Annotated in this window: 16 protein-coding genes and 1 riboswitch; of the genes, 9 read left to right on the top strand and 7 right to left on the bottom strand. The window is 36.4% G+C overall.

Annotated elements, in window-relative coordinates; translation table 11 throughout:
• The first annotated feature begins 150 nt into the window (after nucleotides 1-150).
• Complete coding sequence (locus tag EFD62_RS12455) at nucleotides 151-987, top strand: aminoglycoside phosphotransferase family protein (protein ID WP_069196143.1); 837 nt, start codon at nucleotides 151-153, stop codon at nucleotides 985-987.
• Nucleotides 988-1,185: 198 nt separating this feature from the next.
• On the opposite strand, the gene EFD62_RS12460 is transcribed toward EFD62_RS12455, so the two are convergent.
• The 6 genes from EFD62_RS12460 to EFD62_RS12485 form a co-directional block, all read right to left on the bottom strand.
• Entirely contained in the window at nucleotides 1,186-1,602 is a 417-nt protein-coding gene (locus EFD62_RS12460; protein WP_069196144.1) for a hypothetical protein, read from the bottom strand.
• Nucleotides 1,603-1,700: 98 nt separating this feature from the next.
• Complete coding sequence (locus tag EFD62_RS12465) at nucleotides 1,701-2,405, bottom strand: flavodoxin family protein (RefSeq protein ID WP_069196145.1); 705 nt, start codon at nucleotides 2,403-2,405, stop codon at nucleotides 1,701-1,703.
• Between the two features lie 65 nt (nucleotides 2,406-2,470).
• Nucleotides 2,471-2,887, bottom strand: coding sequence for a hypothetical protein (locus EFD62_RS12470; protein WP_069196146.1), 417 nt, complete (start codon nucleotides 2,885-2,887; stop codon nucleotides 2,471-2,473).
• A gap of 238 nt (nucleotides 2,888-3,125) precedes the next feature.
• On the bottom strand, nucleotides 3,126-3,725 hold the full coding sequence (locus EFD62_RS12475; protein WP_069196147.1) for an NAD(P)H-dependent oxidoreductase: 600 nt from the start codon (nucleotides 3,723-3,725) through the stop codon (nucleotides 3,126-3,128).
• A 197-nt stretch (nucleotides 3,726-3,922) separates the two neighbouring features.
• On the bottom strand, nucleotides 3,923-4,954 hold the full coding sequence (locus tag EFD62_RS12480) for a sensor histidine kinase (protein WP_069196148.1): 1,032 nt from the start codon (nucleotides 4,952-4,954) through the stop codon (nucleotides 3,923-3,925).
• Nucleotides 4,951-5,625, bottom strand: a complete 675-nt coding sequence (locus EFD62_RS12485) for a response regulator transcription factor (protein WP_069196149.1) — start codon at nucleotides 5,623-5,625, stop codon at nucleotides 4,951-4,953. Before EFD62_RS12485 ends, EFD62_RS12480 begins: the two co-directional genes overlap by 4 nt.
• A 333-nt stretch (nucleotides 5,626-5,958) precedes the next feature.
• Here EFD62_RS12485 and EFD62_RS12490 point away from each other — a divergent pair, with 333 nt between their 5' ends.
• The 4 genes from EFD62_RS12490 to EFD62_RS12505 all read left to right on the top strand — a co-directional run bounded on the left by EFD62_RS12490 (nucleotide 5,959) and on the right by EFD62_RS12505 (nucleotide 8,860).
• Complete coding sequence (locus EFD62_RS12490; protein ID WP_069196150.1) at nucleotides 5,959-6,780, top strand: DUF5685 family protein; 822 nt, start codon at nucleotides 5,959-5,961, stop codon at nucleotides 6,778-6,780.
• Nucleotides 6,777-7,445 (top strand): DnaJ domain-containing protein, encoded by a 669-nt coding sequence (locus EFD62_RS12495; protein WP_069196151.1) that lies wholly within the window; start codon nucleotides 6,777-6,779, stop codon nucleotides 7,443-7,445. Before EFD62_RS12490 ends, EFD62_RS12495 begins: the two co-directional genes overlap by 4 nt.
• Before the next feature lie 30 nt (nucleotides 7,446-7,475).
• Nucleotides 7,476-7,886 carry a hypothetical protein gene (locus EFD62_RS12500; RefSeq protein ID WP_069196152.1) on the top strand — a complete coding sequence of 137 codons (411 nt, stop codon included), beginning with the start codon at nucleotides 7,476-7,478 and terminating at the stop codon, nucleotides 7,884-7,886.
• Nucleotides 7,887-8,050: 164 nt separating this feature from the next.
• Nucleotides 8,051-8,860, top strand: coding sequence for an alpha/beta fold hydrolase (locus EFD62_RS12505; protein ID WP_069196153.1), 810 nt, complete (start codon nucleotides 8,051-8,053; stop codon nucleotides 8,858-8,860).
• Nucleotides 8,861-8,884: 24 nt separating this feature from the next.
• Nucleotides 8,885-9,000: riboswitch (Fluoride riboswitch) on the top strand.
• 149 nt (nucleotides 9,001-9,149) lie between these two features.
• Here the strand turns inward: EFD62_RS12505 and EFD62_RS12510 are convergent.
• Nucleotides 9,150-9,782 carry a TetR/AcrR family transcriptional regulator gene (locus EFD62_RS12510; RefSeq protein ID WP_069196154.1) on the bottom strand — a complete coding sequence of 211 codons (633 nt, stop codon included), beginning with the start codon at nucleotides 9,780-9,782 and terminating at the stop codon, nucleotides 9,150-9,152.
• A gap of 710 nt (nucleotides 9,783-10,492) precedes the next feature.
• On the opposite strand from EFD62_RS12510, the gene EFD62_RS12515 reads away from it, so the two are divergent.
• From EFD62_RS12515 to EFD62_RS12530, 4 genes are all read left to right on the top strand, one after another.
• Nucleotides 10,493-12,997 carry a GDSL-type esterase/lipase family protein gene (locus EFD62_RS12515; protein WP_069196155.1) on the top strand — a complete coding sequence of 835 codons (2,505 nt, stop codon included), beginning with the start codon at nucleotides 10,493-10,495 and terminating at the stop codon, nucleotides 12,995-12,997.
• Nucleotides 12,998-13,163: 166 nt separating this feature from the next.
• Nucleotides 13,164-13,652, top strand: a complete 489-nt coding sequence (locus EFD62_RS12520) for a flavodoxin domain-containing protein (RefSeq protein ID WP_069196156.1) — start codon at nucleotides 13,164-13,166, stop codon at nucleotides 13,650-13,652.
• 170 nt (nucleotides 13,653-13,822) lie between these two features.
• Nucleotides 13,823-15,004 (top strand): aminotransferase-like domain-containing protein, encoded by a 1,182-nt coding sequence (locus EFD62_RS12525; RefSeq protein WP_069196157.1) that lies wholly within the window; start codon nucleotides 13,823-13,825, stop codon nucleotides 15,002-15,004.
• A gap of 89 nt (nucleotides 15,005-15,093) precedes the next feature.
• Nucleotides 15,094-17,289 (top strand): M56 family metallopeptidase, encoded by a 2,196-nt coding sequence (locus tag EFD62_RS12530; protein WP_069196158.1) that lies wholly within the window; start codon nucleotides 15,094-15,096, stop codon nucleotides 17,287-17,289.
• The last annotated feature ends 88 nt before the right edge of the window (nucleotides 17,290-17,377 follow it).

Raw genomic sequence — 17,377 nt, forward strand, 5'->3', positions numbered from 1 at the left:
TTTGTTTGTGGTGAACTCAATTATATCAGAAAAAAGGGGGTCATTGTTTTTTTATATCAAAAAACTTTGAAACCGTTGATAAATAGCATATTCAATATATAACTAGTGTAATTTACTTTACACTAACAGTAGATAATGCGGGGGAAAAATATGAAAAGCGAAATTCTGGAAATTTTACGTAAAAATCGGATAGATGAAGCTTGTGTTAAATTAAGTACTCATGGTATTGCAAATGAAATATATGCAACAGAAAATTATATTATAAGGATTCCTACAGATCATCCGGAAGCAATTTCTGATGCTTTTACGGAATCTGTAGCAGCTCCGGTAGCAAAATCAAATGGAATAAAAACACCGGAATTGATTTGCTTTGATGACTCTTATTCGATATTAAATAAAACATATTCTATTTGGGAGAGGATTCACGGTGTGACCCTTGGTGAAATAGAGGATTACTTGCATTATTATAATACATGGGAAGAGATTGGTTTTGAAGTTGGGAAAATACATGTTAATATTAAACACTGTGAAGATCCAAAAGGGTGGCTTGATAGCCCTGATAGAGACTATACAAAAGATATGATAATTCAAGGTATGGCTAACAACAGAAGCAAATCTTCGTATTTACTGGAACTAATACAAAATAAATATACACAAGAACTTTTCACATATAAAAAATGTTTTGTCCATGGTGATACCAATCAGTTTAACTTTTTATGTACGGAAAGTGACTGGTTATTATCTCTAATTGATTGGGGCGATTCCGGTTGGGCAGACCCGGCAATAGACTTTTATATGATTCCAATAGAGGTTCTTGATAATGTTTTAGAGGGTTATAGTCAAATCGCAAAAGCAAATATTGATATTGGTTTTATATATCGAATTATTATTGATAAAATATGGATAGGAATTGAAGAGAGAGAAGATATATGCATTTTGGAAAAGAAAATAATGGAATTGGAAAGTAAACTCCTAAAAAGGCTGTGATAGATATGTGTATAGCATTGAAATGTTAACATTTTATTGAGGTTTTGTTAAATACTGTGCATACATACACGAGTTAGACTTATTACATACGATATTAAAGGGGAGGAAAGACATCCGTGAGCTTTGTGACACCGTTTGTGAGATGGATGCGGGGTGTATAAATGATATTTCAAGCAATGAAATAAAAATTGGATAGACTTAAGTTGCATCGATTCGGTAATCGACAACTATGCCATTTTCCAAAATCAATATAAGCCACATATCATCTACATATCTAACTCCCAAGTGATAGATAATAGTGCTTTCGGGCTCAAAATACTCTTCACTCATCTTAAAAGATGTTTTGGTATTTGCATACTCTTCTTCTTCACCTAGCAAAGAAATGATCTCCTGTTCTGTCTTTCCAATAAGCTTGTACCTTTTGATTAAGTCATCAACTATCTTTATTCTGTCGTTTGGTGCCTCAAACCATTTTTCAACTGTGAACGTATGCTGGTATGTATAAATTCCAAGACCAACTAGAGCAAATAAAAATATCGCGGCAAAAAAGCCTATTATGATGAAATTCCATTTCTTAGCCTTATATACATCTTTGTGCATTTCTTTTTCATCCATATTTCTATCCGCTCCTTTCCGTTAATTGATAATTCACTCGTTATATATCTCTTTATTCCTTATGGAATGAACAAAGTAACACAGTATCAAATATATTGTCATAGCCAAGGTCTTTTCTTATCAAACCACCCATTGTTATGCCAATGCCAGTAATCACTTGCCAAAGGAGTCGATATAAGCTCCTTATTATTTACATTCATTCTCATTAGATTAAAGATAAACTTTGTCCTAAATCCCACTTTTGGTTTTTTTACTTTTTTCAACTCATTACACAATTTGTCAATAGCTTTTTCGATTTTTTGCTTTTTACTTGCGGATATTTCTTGCCAACTCATTGCTTGTATACTAAAGCCTAAAGTTTTTATGTACGGAATGCCCCAATAAAACAAGCATGTAGTAATATCTTTTATAGCTTTACTTGTGCCCGCACCTGCTGCTGTTGATATAACCACTGCCTTCTTTTGAAACATGTACGCTTTTGGACGGTGAGGCATCCAGTTTATAAATGTGAGATCAATGAAAGATTTCATTGGAGCGGAGGCCCTCATGCAATATGTGGGGGTAGTGAATATTAATAATTCCGCTGATTCGATTGCCGACTCAATGACATGTTTCTCATCATAGAAAGGACATTTTGTTTCACTTTCAAGACATTTATAACATCCTAAGCAAAAATGATTTAAATCTCTAGGCAGAAAGAATTCTGTAATCTCGTTTTCAGTTGCAATTTTATTAGCTAAAGCCCTTCCTATGTTATAAGAACTACCCTTATGATTTTGTCCATGAATAATTACGGTTTTCATCTCTTTACCTCCAACATTTTGACGGTGACGGTACTATATATACTTTGTAATGGTAGCTAGATAGTTTATTGCTTTTCATCAAATGTAACACCTATACGTCTGGAAACGTGATTGATCATTTCTTGTAATTCATTTATTTTATCCTGCAATAAGGGGCTTTTATCTTTATACTTTTGATAATAGTATTCAAAATACTCATCAAAAAATCTATATTTTTTTTGATGGAGGACTGAACTTATTGAATGGTACAAATTAATTCCATATTTATCCATGAACTCAAAGAAAAATTGCTTTGCTTGTTCGGATAATCCATTTAAATATGAAAAATCATCATTATACTGAAGTTTTTGATTTATTTTATCTTTTATAGAACCTAACAGAATTCTATTAGATTCATTTGTGGATTTTTTCTCCACCCACTCAATTACGGACTTTAGTAATGTTATTTCATCATGAGTAAGACGTAGTTTATGTTGGTCCATTTATAATACACCCATTTCAGATATTAGGATCGAATTTGATGGCTATATTATACCATATAGTCCAGCAAAATCAAACGGGAGATTATCTTTTGGCAAATTCTTGGGGGTGAATTTTCAGAATCAAGTAATAAGAGAAAAACTTAGAGAAGGGTATGTTGAAATCTCAATTGATACTCGAAATTAGTTGCTTGGAAGGATTGCATAAAATACCATACACAGAAGTATTTATACGCCTGTATTAACTTTTGCATGGAAAAAACCTGTTAACTACCTCTTTCACATCATCAAGCCATTTCTGCCGTTCTTCCAAAGTACTGGTTACAATTACCCCATACATTTTTCTGTAAAAATTATTTACGCCACATAGTCCAAAAATGCAATTTTTCCATATGGTTTCGAGGGGATCTCCAAAAACTTTGATTTCTCTGTCATGGAAGGTATTTGATGTATTAAACACTATGGCTGCTTTTGCCTTCAGCAAGCCGACCGGAACCCCTTCGCCTCTATCGTTTTCTTCAAATTTGTAAGCTACACCCGGACGTATCACTCTGTCAATCCATCCTTTTAAAATTGCTGGAGGTTGTCCCCACCAATTGGGATGTACAACTATTATTCCATCTGCATCTGAAATTTGCTCACAGTGTGTTCTTATAACGCTATCGATTTCTCCGTCCTTGGGTATCTCCTCATGCGTTATAACAGGATCAAAGCCCTCTTCATACAAGTCATGAAACACTACGTCATGCCCATTGCTTTTCAAAAGATCAATAGCTGTGTGTGCAATCGCGTGATTAAAACTCCCTTTGTGTGGATGTCCTAAAACTACAAGAATTTTCATACATTTAATCCTCCAAATCTTGTTATAACCGAATATTGTCAAGCATATTATATATAAGTTGCCAGCTAATGTCAACGAGGTGCATTTCCACTACATATTTTTATGATAAAAGTTTGGAATATTTTGGAGTATGGCAGCAAAACATGCCCTAAACAATTTGCTGGAGTAGCTTTCAGCTATAGAAAAGAAGAAAGTCACTAAGACTTAGGTAACTTCACAATAAAAGTTGTACCCTTACTTATTTCACTTTCTACAACAATATCTCCTTTGCATAGTTCCACAATTCGTTTGACAATTGAAAGACCAAGCCCATTTCCCTTAACGGCATGGGATTTATCCCCCTGAAAGAATTTATCAAAAATACGTTTTTTGGTGTTCTCATCCATACCATTTCCATCATCGCTTATCTTAAATTGAATACCATCAACTGCTTCATGGCAACAGATTGAAATATGTCCATTATCGTTGGTATATTTAATTGCGTTTTCAATTAGATTTATGAAAAGATGAGAAAGCATCTCTTGATTGCTGTATATTTTTATAGGTTCCAAATCCAGATTAATCTCTATGTTTTTCTTACTCCACTGCTTCTCTAGGAGTATAACACAATCCCTTATCTGTTCATCCAATTCATATTCCGTTTTATTTGTTATAATTTGCTGATTTTCAAATTTGTTAAGTAAAAGAACATTTGCAGACATATTAGCCAGCCGTTCGGATTCACTTATAATAATATCGGTGTACTCTTTTCTCTTTTCCGGAGAAAGATTGTCATTTTGCAGTTGCTTGGCAAATCCCCGGATTGAAACAATAGGGGTCTTGAATTCATGGGAAAAGTCATTGATAAAACCATTGCGGAACATTTCTATACTGCCCAGCTCTTCTACCATGTGATTAAAATTTTTAATTAAATTACCCACTTCCGAATGACCGTTAATTTCTTCAACCCGGACGCTAAAATCACCGGTAGCCACTACTTTGGTTGCTTTAATCAGTTGATTAAGAGGTTTTAGCACTCTTTCACTGGCTACTGCCGAAATAGAAGTACCTATAATACTACTGACGAGTAATGCCACTAACGGGTATAGAATAGGGGCAAGTCTGGGAATTGGTAAAATGCCTATTGCAAATAAAAATAAGAAAAACACTCCTGTCAAAACCCCTGAGGAAATCATAATATAAAAAACCAGAAATACCATCTGGATATTCAAAGTTCTTCCTCTATTCATGCTTTTACCACCGCCTTGTATCCGAGTCCTCGAACTGTAATTATTTCAAAATCCGAACTATTTTTAAATCTGTCACGTAAACGATTTATGTGAACATCTACTGTTCGTTCGTCAGTATCCGAATTCATCCCCCAAATTTCATCCATTAAACTGCGTCGGGTAAAAATTTTGTTTTGGTAGGACAATAATTTGTATAACAGCATGAATTCTTTATTTGGTAATTCCAGAACAGTACCCTTCTTCGAAACAGTAAGGGCATCATAATCCAGAACCGTTTCTCCCACTATAAGCCGGTGCTCATTTACGATTTTGGAACGGCGAAGCAGTGCTGCAATTCTCAGAAGCATTTCCTCCTCGTCAACCGGTTTTACCATATAATCATCGGTTCCTACAAGAAAACCCTTCTTTTTGTCAGCGGGTGTTTCTTTTGCCGTTACCATTAAAATCGGTAGGTTACAGTTACCTTTACGCAATGTTTCACTTAATTCATAGCCGTCCATGCGAGGCATCATAAGATCGAGAATAATCAAATCCACGTGATAATTGTACATTTTTTCAAGGGCATCTATACCATCCTTAGCAAGGATAACTTCATAACCGTTTTGAACCAATACAGCTTCCATTAACCTCCTGGTGTTGTGGTCATCTTCCACTACTATGATGCGAAACATCGAAATACCTCCCTTTTCTTTATATGTATATACTTTATCATTCTATTTTAAACTGATTTTAAACAAAAAGCCTATCTCTTTATTATTGGTCTATTAATGTATTATTTCGTCTTCATCTAGATATTTTGTTAATATTCAGTCTATATTTGCCTTATATAATAAACATGATCTTGTGTTGCAGTCATGGAGCTGTTAAACGTACCAAAAAGGCATCAAAAAGCTCCCCATGATAAAACTTCAGATAATGAAGATAATTGGTCCTAGACTGGTGGGAAATTATACAATAATATAATTTGTAGGTAAAATAGTAAGAGAGGAAGGAGGGTGAATAATATGTTTGGCTATATAGTTGCAAATGTTGATAAGCTGACAGATGAAGAAAAACAGCATTATCGTTCTTGCTATTGTGGCTTATGCAAGGCATTAGGGAGTCGTCATGGGACAATAAGCCGTATAACCCTTACTTATGACATGACTTTTCTTGTCCTGTTCCTTTCTGCACTATATAAAACTGACAATAAAATAGAAACCGAGCGTTGCATTATTCATCCTCTAAAGCCGCACCAATACTGGCAAAATGCTATAACAGACTATGCTGCCGACATGAATGTCGTACTTGCCTATTACAATTTTTTAGACGATTGGACAGACGATAAAAATATTCTGTCATTGGGTGAAGCAAAACTGTTTGAGCGTCAATATAAGCGGATTTTTAAGCAGTATCCAAATAAATGCACGGTAGTCAGTGATTGCTTAAAGGAGCTTTCAATAATAGAAAAGTCCGGAGAACTTAATGCCGATATTCCGGCCAATACTTTTGGAAAGCTGATGGGTGAAATCTTTGTTTTGTATGAAGATGAATATACAGAAAGCTTGCGGGCCTTTGGAAGGTCTCTGGGCAAGTTTATTTATATAATGGACGCATGTCTTGATTTAAAAGATGATATAAAGCATGAACGATATAACCCCCTGATTATGGCTTCATCTGAAGATTTCAGCATGATTTTGAACCTGCTTATGGCTGACTGTATAGATAAATATAAGCGGTTGCCAATCAATCAGGATAAGCACCTGATTGAGAATATCCTTTATTCCGGTGTTTGGACAAGGTATGAGGCAGAAAAACAAAAACAAAGGAGGGAAAATAAGAAATGACCGACCCCTACAAAGTGCTTGGAGTATCGCCAAATGACTCCATTGAAGAAATTACAAAAGTCTATCGTCGATTGGCGAAAAAATACCACCCGGATGTTAATCACGGAGATGAAGAAGCTGCAAAGAAAATGAGTGAAATAAACGCAGCTTATGATCAGATAAAAAGCGGGAACACTTCCCAAACTAACAGTAGCAGAGGATACAGCGGCCAAAGTTCCTATGGATATGGAGGCAATTCTGACCCTTTTGGGGGATTTAATCCTTTCGGATTTGACCCATTCGGCGGGTTTGGTCCCTTTGGAAACAGTCAACAGAGGCAAGGATCTTCTGAATTTGAGCCGGTAAAAAGCTATTTGCGTGCCGGATATTATGCGGAGGCGCTAAATGTGCTGTCTAATATAGACAACAGAAGTGCCCAGTGGTATTACTACAGCGCAATTGCAAATTATGGATTGGACAATAAAGTTACAGCCCTTAATCACGCCAAAACAGCAGTTCAGATGGAGCCGAATAATGTGCAGTATCAGAGCTTGTTAAATCAAATACAAAACGGCGGAAGGGTTTATCAGCAGCAAAGTTATAACTTTGGTATGCCTGTAGTCAATCTAAGCAACCTTTGTTGGGGGATGTGTATGGCAAGGTTGTTATGTGGTATGTGTTGTTAATAAGTTTCTATAAATAGGGAGGAATTTAAGATGGGAAATTTCAAAAGTAAATTAGCAAGATTTATGTATGGCAGATATGGAACGGACGAACTTTCTAATTGGTTATTTGTTGTATATTTTATTTTGCTTATAGCCAATTTATTTATCCGTTCAAATATAATTAGCCTATTAATATATGCAGTTATATTTATAGTGATTTTCAGAACATTCTCGAGAAATATTTATAAAAGGCAAAGGGAAAATGAGAAGTTTATGAAGCTCTGGAAGCCTGTTAAATCAAAAGGAACTTTGACAATTCAAAGGATTAAAGATATTAAGACAAAACGTTATCGCAGATGCCCCCATTGTAAATCTGTCCTGCGTTTGCCAAGAAAAACGGGAAAGCATAAAGTGGATTGCCCACGCTGTCATAATGAGTTTGAAGTTCGCGTTCTGTTGTAATACCTGAGACTTTTGTATTTCTTCACTATAGTCATCATAGTACAGCACCTACTAAAAATTGACTATGGTGGAGGTAATGCAAATCATCACCACCAATCACTAACATCACATTAAATTCTCTTAATGAATACTATAGTTTAGTATTATTCATTAAGGGGGACAATATGGGCTATTATGTTAATGTGAATGGTGTAAATGTATATGTTGAGGATTTAAACCCGGAATGTAAAAAGACAATCCTGTTTCTACACGGCTGGCCAGGCAATCATAATCTGTTTGAATACCAATTTGATAAGCTGCCCCAATTAGGTTATCGATGTATTGGAATTGATACAAGAGGTTTTGGTAGATCGGATAAACCGTTTTGTGGATATGATTATAATACCTTATCTGACGATGTGAGGGGAGTGGTGGAAGCCTTAGGTCTGCGGGACTTTACTTTAGCCGGACATTCTACCGGGGGTGCGATAGCAGTAAGATATATGGGACGACATAAAGGATATGGGGTAACTAAGCTGGTTCTTATTGCAGCAGCGGCCCCAAGCTTGATCAAACGCCCTAATTTTCCATATGGTATTGATGAAGAGACAGTATTGCAGATAATCGAAGGTACATATAATGACCGTCCTCAAATGCTTAAGAATTTTGGCGACCGGTTTTTCTTTCAACATACATCCCAAGCATTCTCCGATTGGTTCTTCCAGTTGGGCTTACAGGCGGCAGGGTGGGCAACTGCAGCCATTGCAAAGACTTGGATTAGCGAAGTATTATTCGTTGATATGGAGGCTATCCATGTGCCTACCTTAATTATTCATGGTGTTCATGATAAAGTAGTTCCTTTTCAGCTAGGAGAGGTACAGCAAAGGATGATTCGAAACTCTAGGCTGGTACCGTTTGAATTATCCGGGCATGGATCTTTTTATGATCAGAAGGACGAATTTAATGCTTTGTTGGCAAGGTTTGTGGAAAGCTAATCCAGTGGAGAATTCATAATATAGAGGGAAAAGAGCAATGAAATTTTCCTGCGTTAGCTGTGTAGCCGTGGGATTATTATATTGACAACTGCTGGTTAAAAACCTAAACCGCTTATAAAGCTGATGACTTCTGCGACAAAATTACGCAGGCTCATTAGCTTTTTTATTGCCTGCGGTTGTATAATTACGATCCACTTCAGCAAATACCAATTGAAGATGTTAAATATCAAAGTGTTTAGCATGACTCTACGAAAGCATTATAGATGAGGTTGAACATGGAAAATAAGCCTCAATATAAAGTTTTTGATTTTATACCATCCAAAAGTATCTGAAAATATGCCAAAGCCTGTGCCTTTAAGTCGAAGTCAGGATATCTGATACACCATTCATAGCAAAGGCCCCTTATGGCAATTACAAAATGCCTTATAAGATCCTCAAAAGATAAAGTAGACTGAAATTCTCCACGCTCAATGCCCCTTTTTAGCACATTGGCAAATATCTGATACAGCTCCCTGTCATATCCCTTGATGGCACCCATGTCTATGTCATCGGTCAACATTAGTTGATATACAGTTCTCATGCTCTTGTAACCTATGACCTCGGTGAGTGTGTCTGCTATTTTACCGATTAATGCCAATAGTATTTGGGCCGAAGAAGTATCGTCGGAAAAAGAGTCCAGTACAGACCGATAATCCGTGTCCACTTTACGGACATAATCGGAAATGAAAGCGGCAATCAAGGCATCCTTAGATTCAAAATATATATAGAAAGTGCCCTTTGCTACTTGGGCCTCCTCTACAATCCTGTCCACTGTGACCTCTTTGAAATTGTACTGATTAAACAGCATAGCGGCGGTGGTTAATAGTTTCTGCTTTGTCTTTTCACCTTTGTTACTTTTACGTTTTGCTTGTTCTTTTTTCAAATTTTTTCACCCTTCTTATTTTCACCCTTCTTAGTTGTATTGGCATCCATCATATTGTATAATTCTATTATATAATATGACTATGGTCACAAAAAGTTATTTCTGAATGTTCGGAGTATATTATTAATTCTGTCAAAGTCAAACTTCAAGGCATCAATCTTGAGCCGGACATGAAAACTTCATTTTACTCCGAAGAATTTACCCAATGGATTCCAGTGGCAGAAATCAATCTTTACTCTATTTTCTGATGAGTCGGATCAATATCTGCATCATCAAGCAAACTTTTTGGACCGGGTTCCTCCTCAGGTTATAGGAATTTCAACAGATGTTTTTAAGCCCATTATGGCCATGAAATTCCTATAGCCTTTTAATAGTGACCCGGTCTATACCGACGGTATTACCTTTACAGTCGACGGTAAAACCATGCATCCGATGGAGGAGGAAGGCACAATCTCCTAAAATATCAGCTTTCTGTACCGGCCAGGAACTGTTCTATGCCATAGAGATCTATATGGATACCGGTAGCTGGGAAGAGCTGATTTCCAGCCTGATCACAATTTACTCTGACAAATCCTCTGAACGAGGATTGAGGTAAGAAAATTTTTCAATAATCGAAAAATTCTTTTGAAGATAGGTGATATAATACCCTTAAAAGATATTACTTCTACGTATTATATATAAAAAACAAACTTTTTTGGGGAGGAGATAATGTGAAGAAAAGAAAATTAAGTTTTTTTATTAGCATTATTATGATAATAACAATGCTGGGCTGTTTTTTAGATTTACATGTAAATGCAGCTTCAAATGAGTACAAGTTTGATTTTGGAGGGGGTGCCGTACAACCGGGTTATATAGGGGTTAGCGCTTCTACGGCTTATAGTAAATCAAGGGGCTATGGTTTTAATACTCCTTGGAATATGAAGGATGTCACGGCATCAGGCAGCGGTCTTACGAGCGATGCTGTCCAGTTTATGGCATATGGCACAAAAAGTGAAAATACTTTTAATGTAGATCTTGATAATGGTCTATATGAGGTAAAAGTCATTTTGGGAAATACTTCGAGGGCAAGTGTGGCAGCAGAAGGTGTATATCAAATAATAAACATGACGGGAAACTGTGCAACAGACAAGTTTCAAATCCCTATTACCGATGGACAGTTAAACATACTGGTAACTGCGGGAAAAGAAGGTACTGCATTTACCCTTAGTGCTCTTGAAATAAAAAAGATATCGAATGTTCCTGTAACAAATAGAACGATATATATTGGAGGAGATTCAACAGTTTGCAACTATTATCCCCTGGATGGAAGTGCTCAGGCCGGTTGGGGACAGATGTTGTCTAAATTTGTTGATACCAACACTTTTCAAATTAGAAATATGGCTTCATCGGGCCAGATTGCAAGAGGTTTTAGAGATGATGGTCAATTTGAAGCAATAATGAAATACCTTAAGCCCGGCGACATATTCATATTACAATTGGGCATAAATGATACTAATTCTAAAAACTCAACAACTGAAGCGCAATTCAAAGAAATTATGACTGATATGGTTGTAAAGGCTAAGGCTACCGGTGCAACTATGGTATTGTCAACACCTCAAGGAAGGGCAACGGACTTTAATTCATCAAATGTACATGATTCCCAAAATAGATGGTATAGAAGGGCTACTATAGAGGTGGCTAAAGAACAGGGTGTTCGACTAGTCGACCTTAATGTCTTAAGCTCGAAGTATTTTACATCAATAGGGAAAGATGCGACGATTGCACTATATATGCCGGATGACAGCTTGCATCCCAACCGTGAGGGAGCTACTCAGCTTGCCCGTATTGTAGCTGAGGATTTGGCAGATCTTTTTAAAGCACCCGTTGTGACGCCGACAAGCACGCCTACGGCCACTCCTACAAACACTCCAAAAAGCTATCTTTATGGCGATGTTAACGGTAGTGGAACTGTAGACTCTACAGACTGTACCTGGATGAAAAGGTATTTATTAAAGCAAGTAAAGTCATTTCCAATCGAAAATGGAACTATAGTGGCTGATTTAAACGGAAATGGTACAGTAGATTCAATAGATTATACACTACTAAAAAGATTCGTATTAAAAATTATTAAAGAATTTCCGGTAGAAAAGCAAAAAAACGAATCGGTAATATATCAGGCTGAAGATGCGATAATATCTCAGGCTTTGTTGGAAACCATTAATGCAGGCTATACAGGAGATTCATATGTGAATTATTACAATGAAATTGGCGGATATATTGAGTGGAATGTTAATGCACCTTCTTCAGGAGCATTTGCCCTTACATTTAGATTCGCAAACGGCACAACAGTTAATAGACCTATGGAGATAAAAGTTAACGGAAATATTATTAAGTCAAGTATGGATTTTATTTCAACAGGGGCATGGACTAGTTGGATTGAAACAAGTGTAGTGGTAAAACTTGAACAAGGAAATAATGTTATCAGAGCGACAGCTATTACATCCGACGGAGGACCGAATGTTGACTATCTTAAAGTATCCCCGTCAACAGAACCGGCTGTGACACCTGAACCGACGCCTGAAGGGAAAATTACGATTTACATAGCCAGCGATTCTACTGCACAGACATATAGGGCATCCTATGCACCGCAAGCCGGATGGGGACAGTTTTTAGGTCAATATTTTACTTCAAATATTGTAGTTGACAATAGGGCAATTGCAGGAAGAAGTTCTAAGAGTTTTGTTATTGAGGGAAGACTAGACGAAATTTTAAATGTAATTAAGCCCGGCGACTATTTATTCATTCAGTTTGGCCATAATGACGCAACCATAACTAACCCCGATCGCTATGCGGCACCATATACGACATATAAGGAGTATCTTGGCAAATACGTAGACGGAGCACGCCAGAAGGGGGCTATACCGATATTAATTACTCCCGTGGCAAGGCTTAATTATAAAAACAATAGCTTTGTTAATGATTTTCCTGATTATTGCATAGCTATGAAGCAAGTAGCCGAAGAAAAAAATGTAAAGCTCATTGATCTGATGACAAAGAGCTTAAATTACTATACTTCGATAGGCTATAATGAAACATACAAGCTTTTTATGGTCTCTGTAAATAATACAGATTATACGCACTTTACAGAAAAGGGAGCTGAGCAGATTGCCAGGCTAGTGTCGCAAGGTGTTAAAGAAATAAATTTGGATATCTCTAAGTATTTAAAGGCCAACTAACTAATAATTAATAGAGCAAAATACGGAGCAATTAAAAATAATTCTACATACGAAGACTTTTCTTTTGAGCAATGTGTTATAATAAAATAATTATAGAAGTGATAAAGTTGATTGGTGGTATGGGACGCAAAACGTCTGTATTGGAGTTAAGGAGGTACTAAGCAAAATGATAATTGTTTATGAATCGAAAACAGGTTTTACGAAGAAGTATGCCGATATGCTTGCGAAAAATACGAAATTAAAAGCCTATCGGGTAAAGGAGCTTCCAAAAGATATTAAGGATGAAGAAATCATATTTCTTGGTTGGATAAAAGCCGGCAAGATACAGGGCCTTGGCAAGGTGAGAAAGTATAATATCAAGGCTGTTTGCGCATCAGGTACTGCACCACATGCAGAGCCCAATGAAGAAACTGTTGTGGCAAATAACAAAATAGAAAGTATACCGTTTTTTTATTTGCGCGGTGGTTGTCTGCCTTTAAAAGAGCTTACGGGTATGGATAAAATCTTGATGTCCATGTTTTTAAAGATACTTAAAAGTCGAAAAGAAAAAGATGGAAAAATAGAAGGGACTATCTCAAACATTGTAAACGGTTTTGATGGTGTGAGAGAGGAAAACCTTGAGCCTGTAGTCCAATGGATAAGCAAAAACAAGTAATTGAAATCAAATTCATAAAAAAGCCCACCTTGACCCTATGCTTAATGTAGGAGCAAAGGTGGGCTTTAAGATACGATACAATGCCTTGTGAAATCCAATTTGACAGTTTACATTTCAGTTATATTATGATAGCATTTGATAAATTAATTTTGAAAGGGGTGCAGTTAACAATGAATATTCAATTTGCAGATAGGATGGGTAATGTTCAAAAATCATTTATTAGAGAGATTCTCAAAGTAACTGTTAATCCACAAGTAATATCCTTTGCAGGGGGACTTCCTAATCCGGCTTCGTTTCCGGTTGAAGAAGTTCAAAAAGCTACTCAAAAGGTTTTAAATGATGATGGCAATAATGTACTCCAATATAGCACTACAGAGGGGTATTTGCCACTTAGACAATATATTGCCCAAAGGTATTTGAAGAAGAAGGGGCTAATTATAGACCCGGATGAAATATTAATCACTAATGGTTCGCAACAAGGACTTGATTTAATCGGTAAGATTCTTCTTAATAAGAATGATGATATCCTCTTGGAAGAACCTGGATATCTGGGTGCAATTCAAGCACTTTCAATTTTTGAACCCAAATTTCATACTGTTCCCTTGCTTGATGATGGAATAGACATTAATTCATTAGAAGAAGTCTTAAAAAGATGTACTCCTAAGTTGTTCTATGCCGTTCCTAATTTTCAAAATCCATCTGGAATTACATATTCCGCACAAAATAGAGAGAGCGTAGCTAATATATTAAAGAACACTAATGCAATTTTTGTTGAAGATGACCCATATGGAGAACTAAGATTTATTGGTGAAGATGTACCATCGATGAAGACCTATCTAGGGGATAATGCAATTCTTTTGGGATCTTTTTCGAAAATCATAGCACCGGGAATGCGCCTTGGCTGGATATGTGCCAAACGTGAAATAATGGAGAAACTGATAATTGCAAAGCAGGCTTCGGATTTGCACACAAACTATTTTTCTCAAAGGGTTGCTTATCAGTATTTAATTGATAATGATATTGATAATCATATTAAAAAGATTACGGAATTATACAAGAAACAAAGAGATTGCATGGTTTCAATGATTGAAAAATATTTTCCGGAAGAAGTTAAAAGCACAAAGCCGGAAGGCGGAATGTTCTTATGGGCAACTTTGCCTCAAGGATTTTCATCATTGGAATTATTCGACATAGCATCAAAGCAGAATGTTGCCTTTGTTCCGGGTGACCCCTTTTATATTAACAAGAAAGGAACAAATACACTGAGGTTAAATTACACAAATTCTACAGAGGACAAGATAGAAGAAGGAATAAAACGGTTGTCGGAAGCTATAATAGGACTTATAAAATAATTTTGCGATAAGGTGGATTGACAAATTGGTCTATTCGATATAGACTAACAATGTATAGTCGATATTGAATAGACCAAGGAGGCATAACAATGCGGGAACTATTTCCTACTGTTTTAAATATGAGCCTTACGGCAAGCTATGTAATTCTTTGCGTGATGCTTATGAGACTGCTACTTAAAAAAGCTCCAAAAGTCATATCCTATGCTTTATGGGTTGTGGTGGCTTTTCGTCTTGTAATTCCATTTTCCTTTGAAAGTATGTTTAGTCTTATACCTTGGAGAACGAATATTGTGCCAATTCAACATGAGGTAATCTATTACCAAAGTCCTCAGGTTAATAGCGGGCAAGATGCATTAGATTCATTTGTAAATAAATCACCCTCTGCCCAGTCCCCCTTTGATTCCTACGTTGATGCAAGTGTAAATATGGTTGAGACAAGTGCAAATATATTGGAAAACTCCATGGAGATAGGGACATACATATGGCTCTTGGGAATAATGGCATTACTTATTTATAGTTTAACATCCTTCGTAAAATTAAAAATGCAGCTTAAAAGTGCTCAGCTAATAGAGAAGAATATCTATGAGGCGAAGAATTTAAAAACACCCTTTGTGATTGGTTTGATAAGACCAAAGATATATTTACCGGTTGGACTTGATGACACTGAAAGAAGCTATATTTTGCTGCATGAGCAAACCCATATCAATCGAAAAGACCACATAATAAAAATATTAGCTTTCTTAATATTATCAATACATTGGTTTAATCCTCTTGTATGGATTGCGTTTAGGTTAATGAATACAGACATGGAATTGTCCTGTGATGAAAGAGTATTGAAACAAATGGGGGAAAATATTAAAAAGCCTTATGCCAGCTCATTATTGTCGCTTGCAACCGGAAGGCATATCTTAAATGGCAGTACCCTGGCTTTTGGCGAGGGAAATGTAAAAGGAAGGATTAAAAATGTGTTAAATTACAAGAAGTTGCCCTATTGGGTGATTGCTGCATCGGTGGTGACTGTAATTGTAGTAGGAATTGCACTGGTTGCAAACCCTAAGCCGGGCCAATCCGTTCAACCGCAAAAAGATGAAGATAATTTGACAAAAAGTCTTTCCGGTACAAGGGTGCAAATTGAGTTCCTCTCCGACATGATTGGTTTTAAGTCGGCAGGCAAGTTTGTGACAGACGACTCAAAAATATTTGCATTCATCGATTCAACCCTTAGAGACAGTCTAACACCTGCAAAAGAAGATGATTTGGAAAACAATCATACTAATCACTATGCACTAAAATTATCTGATGGGGCAGGGGAATATAAATATGAACTTTACTACGATACGCTGTATAATAAAGCTTATATTGCAAAAGATGAAGGCCTATATGAAGCAAGTACAGATTTTGCGCGTTATATTGATTCATTCCTGGAGAATTCAAATATTAACATCTATATAGATAACGCCGATGCTGTGGCGCTGTTTCAGAAATATGGATGGACCCTTGACTATCAGATTGGCGTAATGGAAAACAAGCTCAACAACATAAAGACATTGTCCGGTTTTAATCCAAATGAATATTATTTTGCTTATAACAATGAACTTTCAAAAGATATTGGGCTTGATATGAGCGAATATTCAAACGATTCAAACATTGATGTTGAAATATACAGGATTCATGAAAGTATGCCCAAGGAGTTTTATCCTATACAGGATTGCAGGGGTATTGTTGTGAAGAGCAGAGGCAAAATAATCGGTGCATTCATCAGTGCCGGACGTCACAGCACTTTTAACGCCTGCAGTCTGAAAGGAAATAACTTTGAAAAAGTAACAGGGCAAACCATTAACCAATGGCTTAGGAAGATGGCTCAGCCTGATGACTTTGATATAAGCCTATCCAAATTGGAGCCGGAACAGGTTATTGAAGAATATTTCAAAGCGTTGAATAAAAAGGATGCTGAGGCAGCAAAAAGTTGTATCTCTAGAAAAACTCTACTGGATAATTTAACATCAAATATTGAGAACAGTGAATTGTTTAATGAGGGCCTAGAATTGCCGTTAACCGGTGCCGGAATTCGTCCTAAATCAACCTTTGAGAATCTGAAAACTGCAAAATTGTTGAAAGTCGAGCTAACTAATGAGCCCGATGAATATACTAAAATTTTTACAGTAACAGTAGAACTTAAATACAATAAAGATGCAGTAATTAGTAGTGGGAAGCAACATTGGGATTGCCACATGGTTTATGAAACTCCACAGACTGGCTGGAAAATTGAAAGCTTTGGACATTAAACACTAGAATATATCGGGGGTTTGATTTTAGCTAATTACCATTTGACAATATTGGTGGAGTTTGATAATATATTCTAATCGTATTTGT

It is taken from the genome of Acetivibrio mesophilus, from assembly GCF_004102745.1.
GTDB lineage: Bacteria > Bacillota > Clostridia > Acetivibrionales > Acetivibrionaceae > Hungateiclostridium > Hungateiclostridium mesophilum.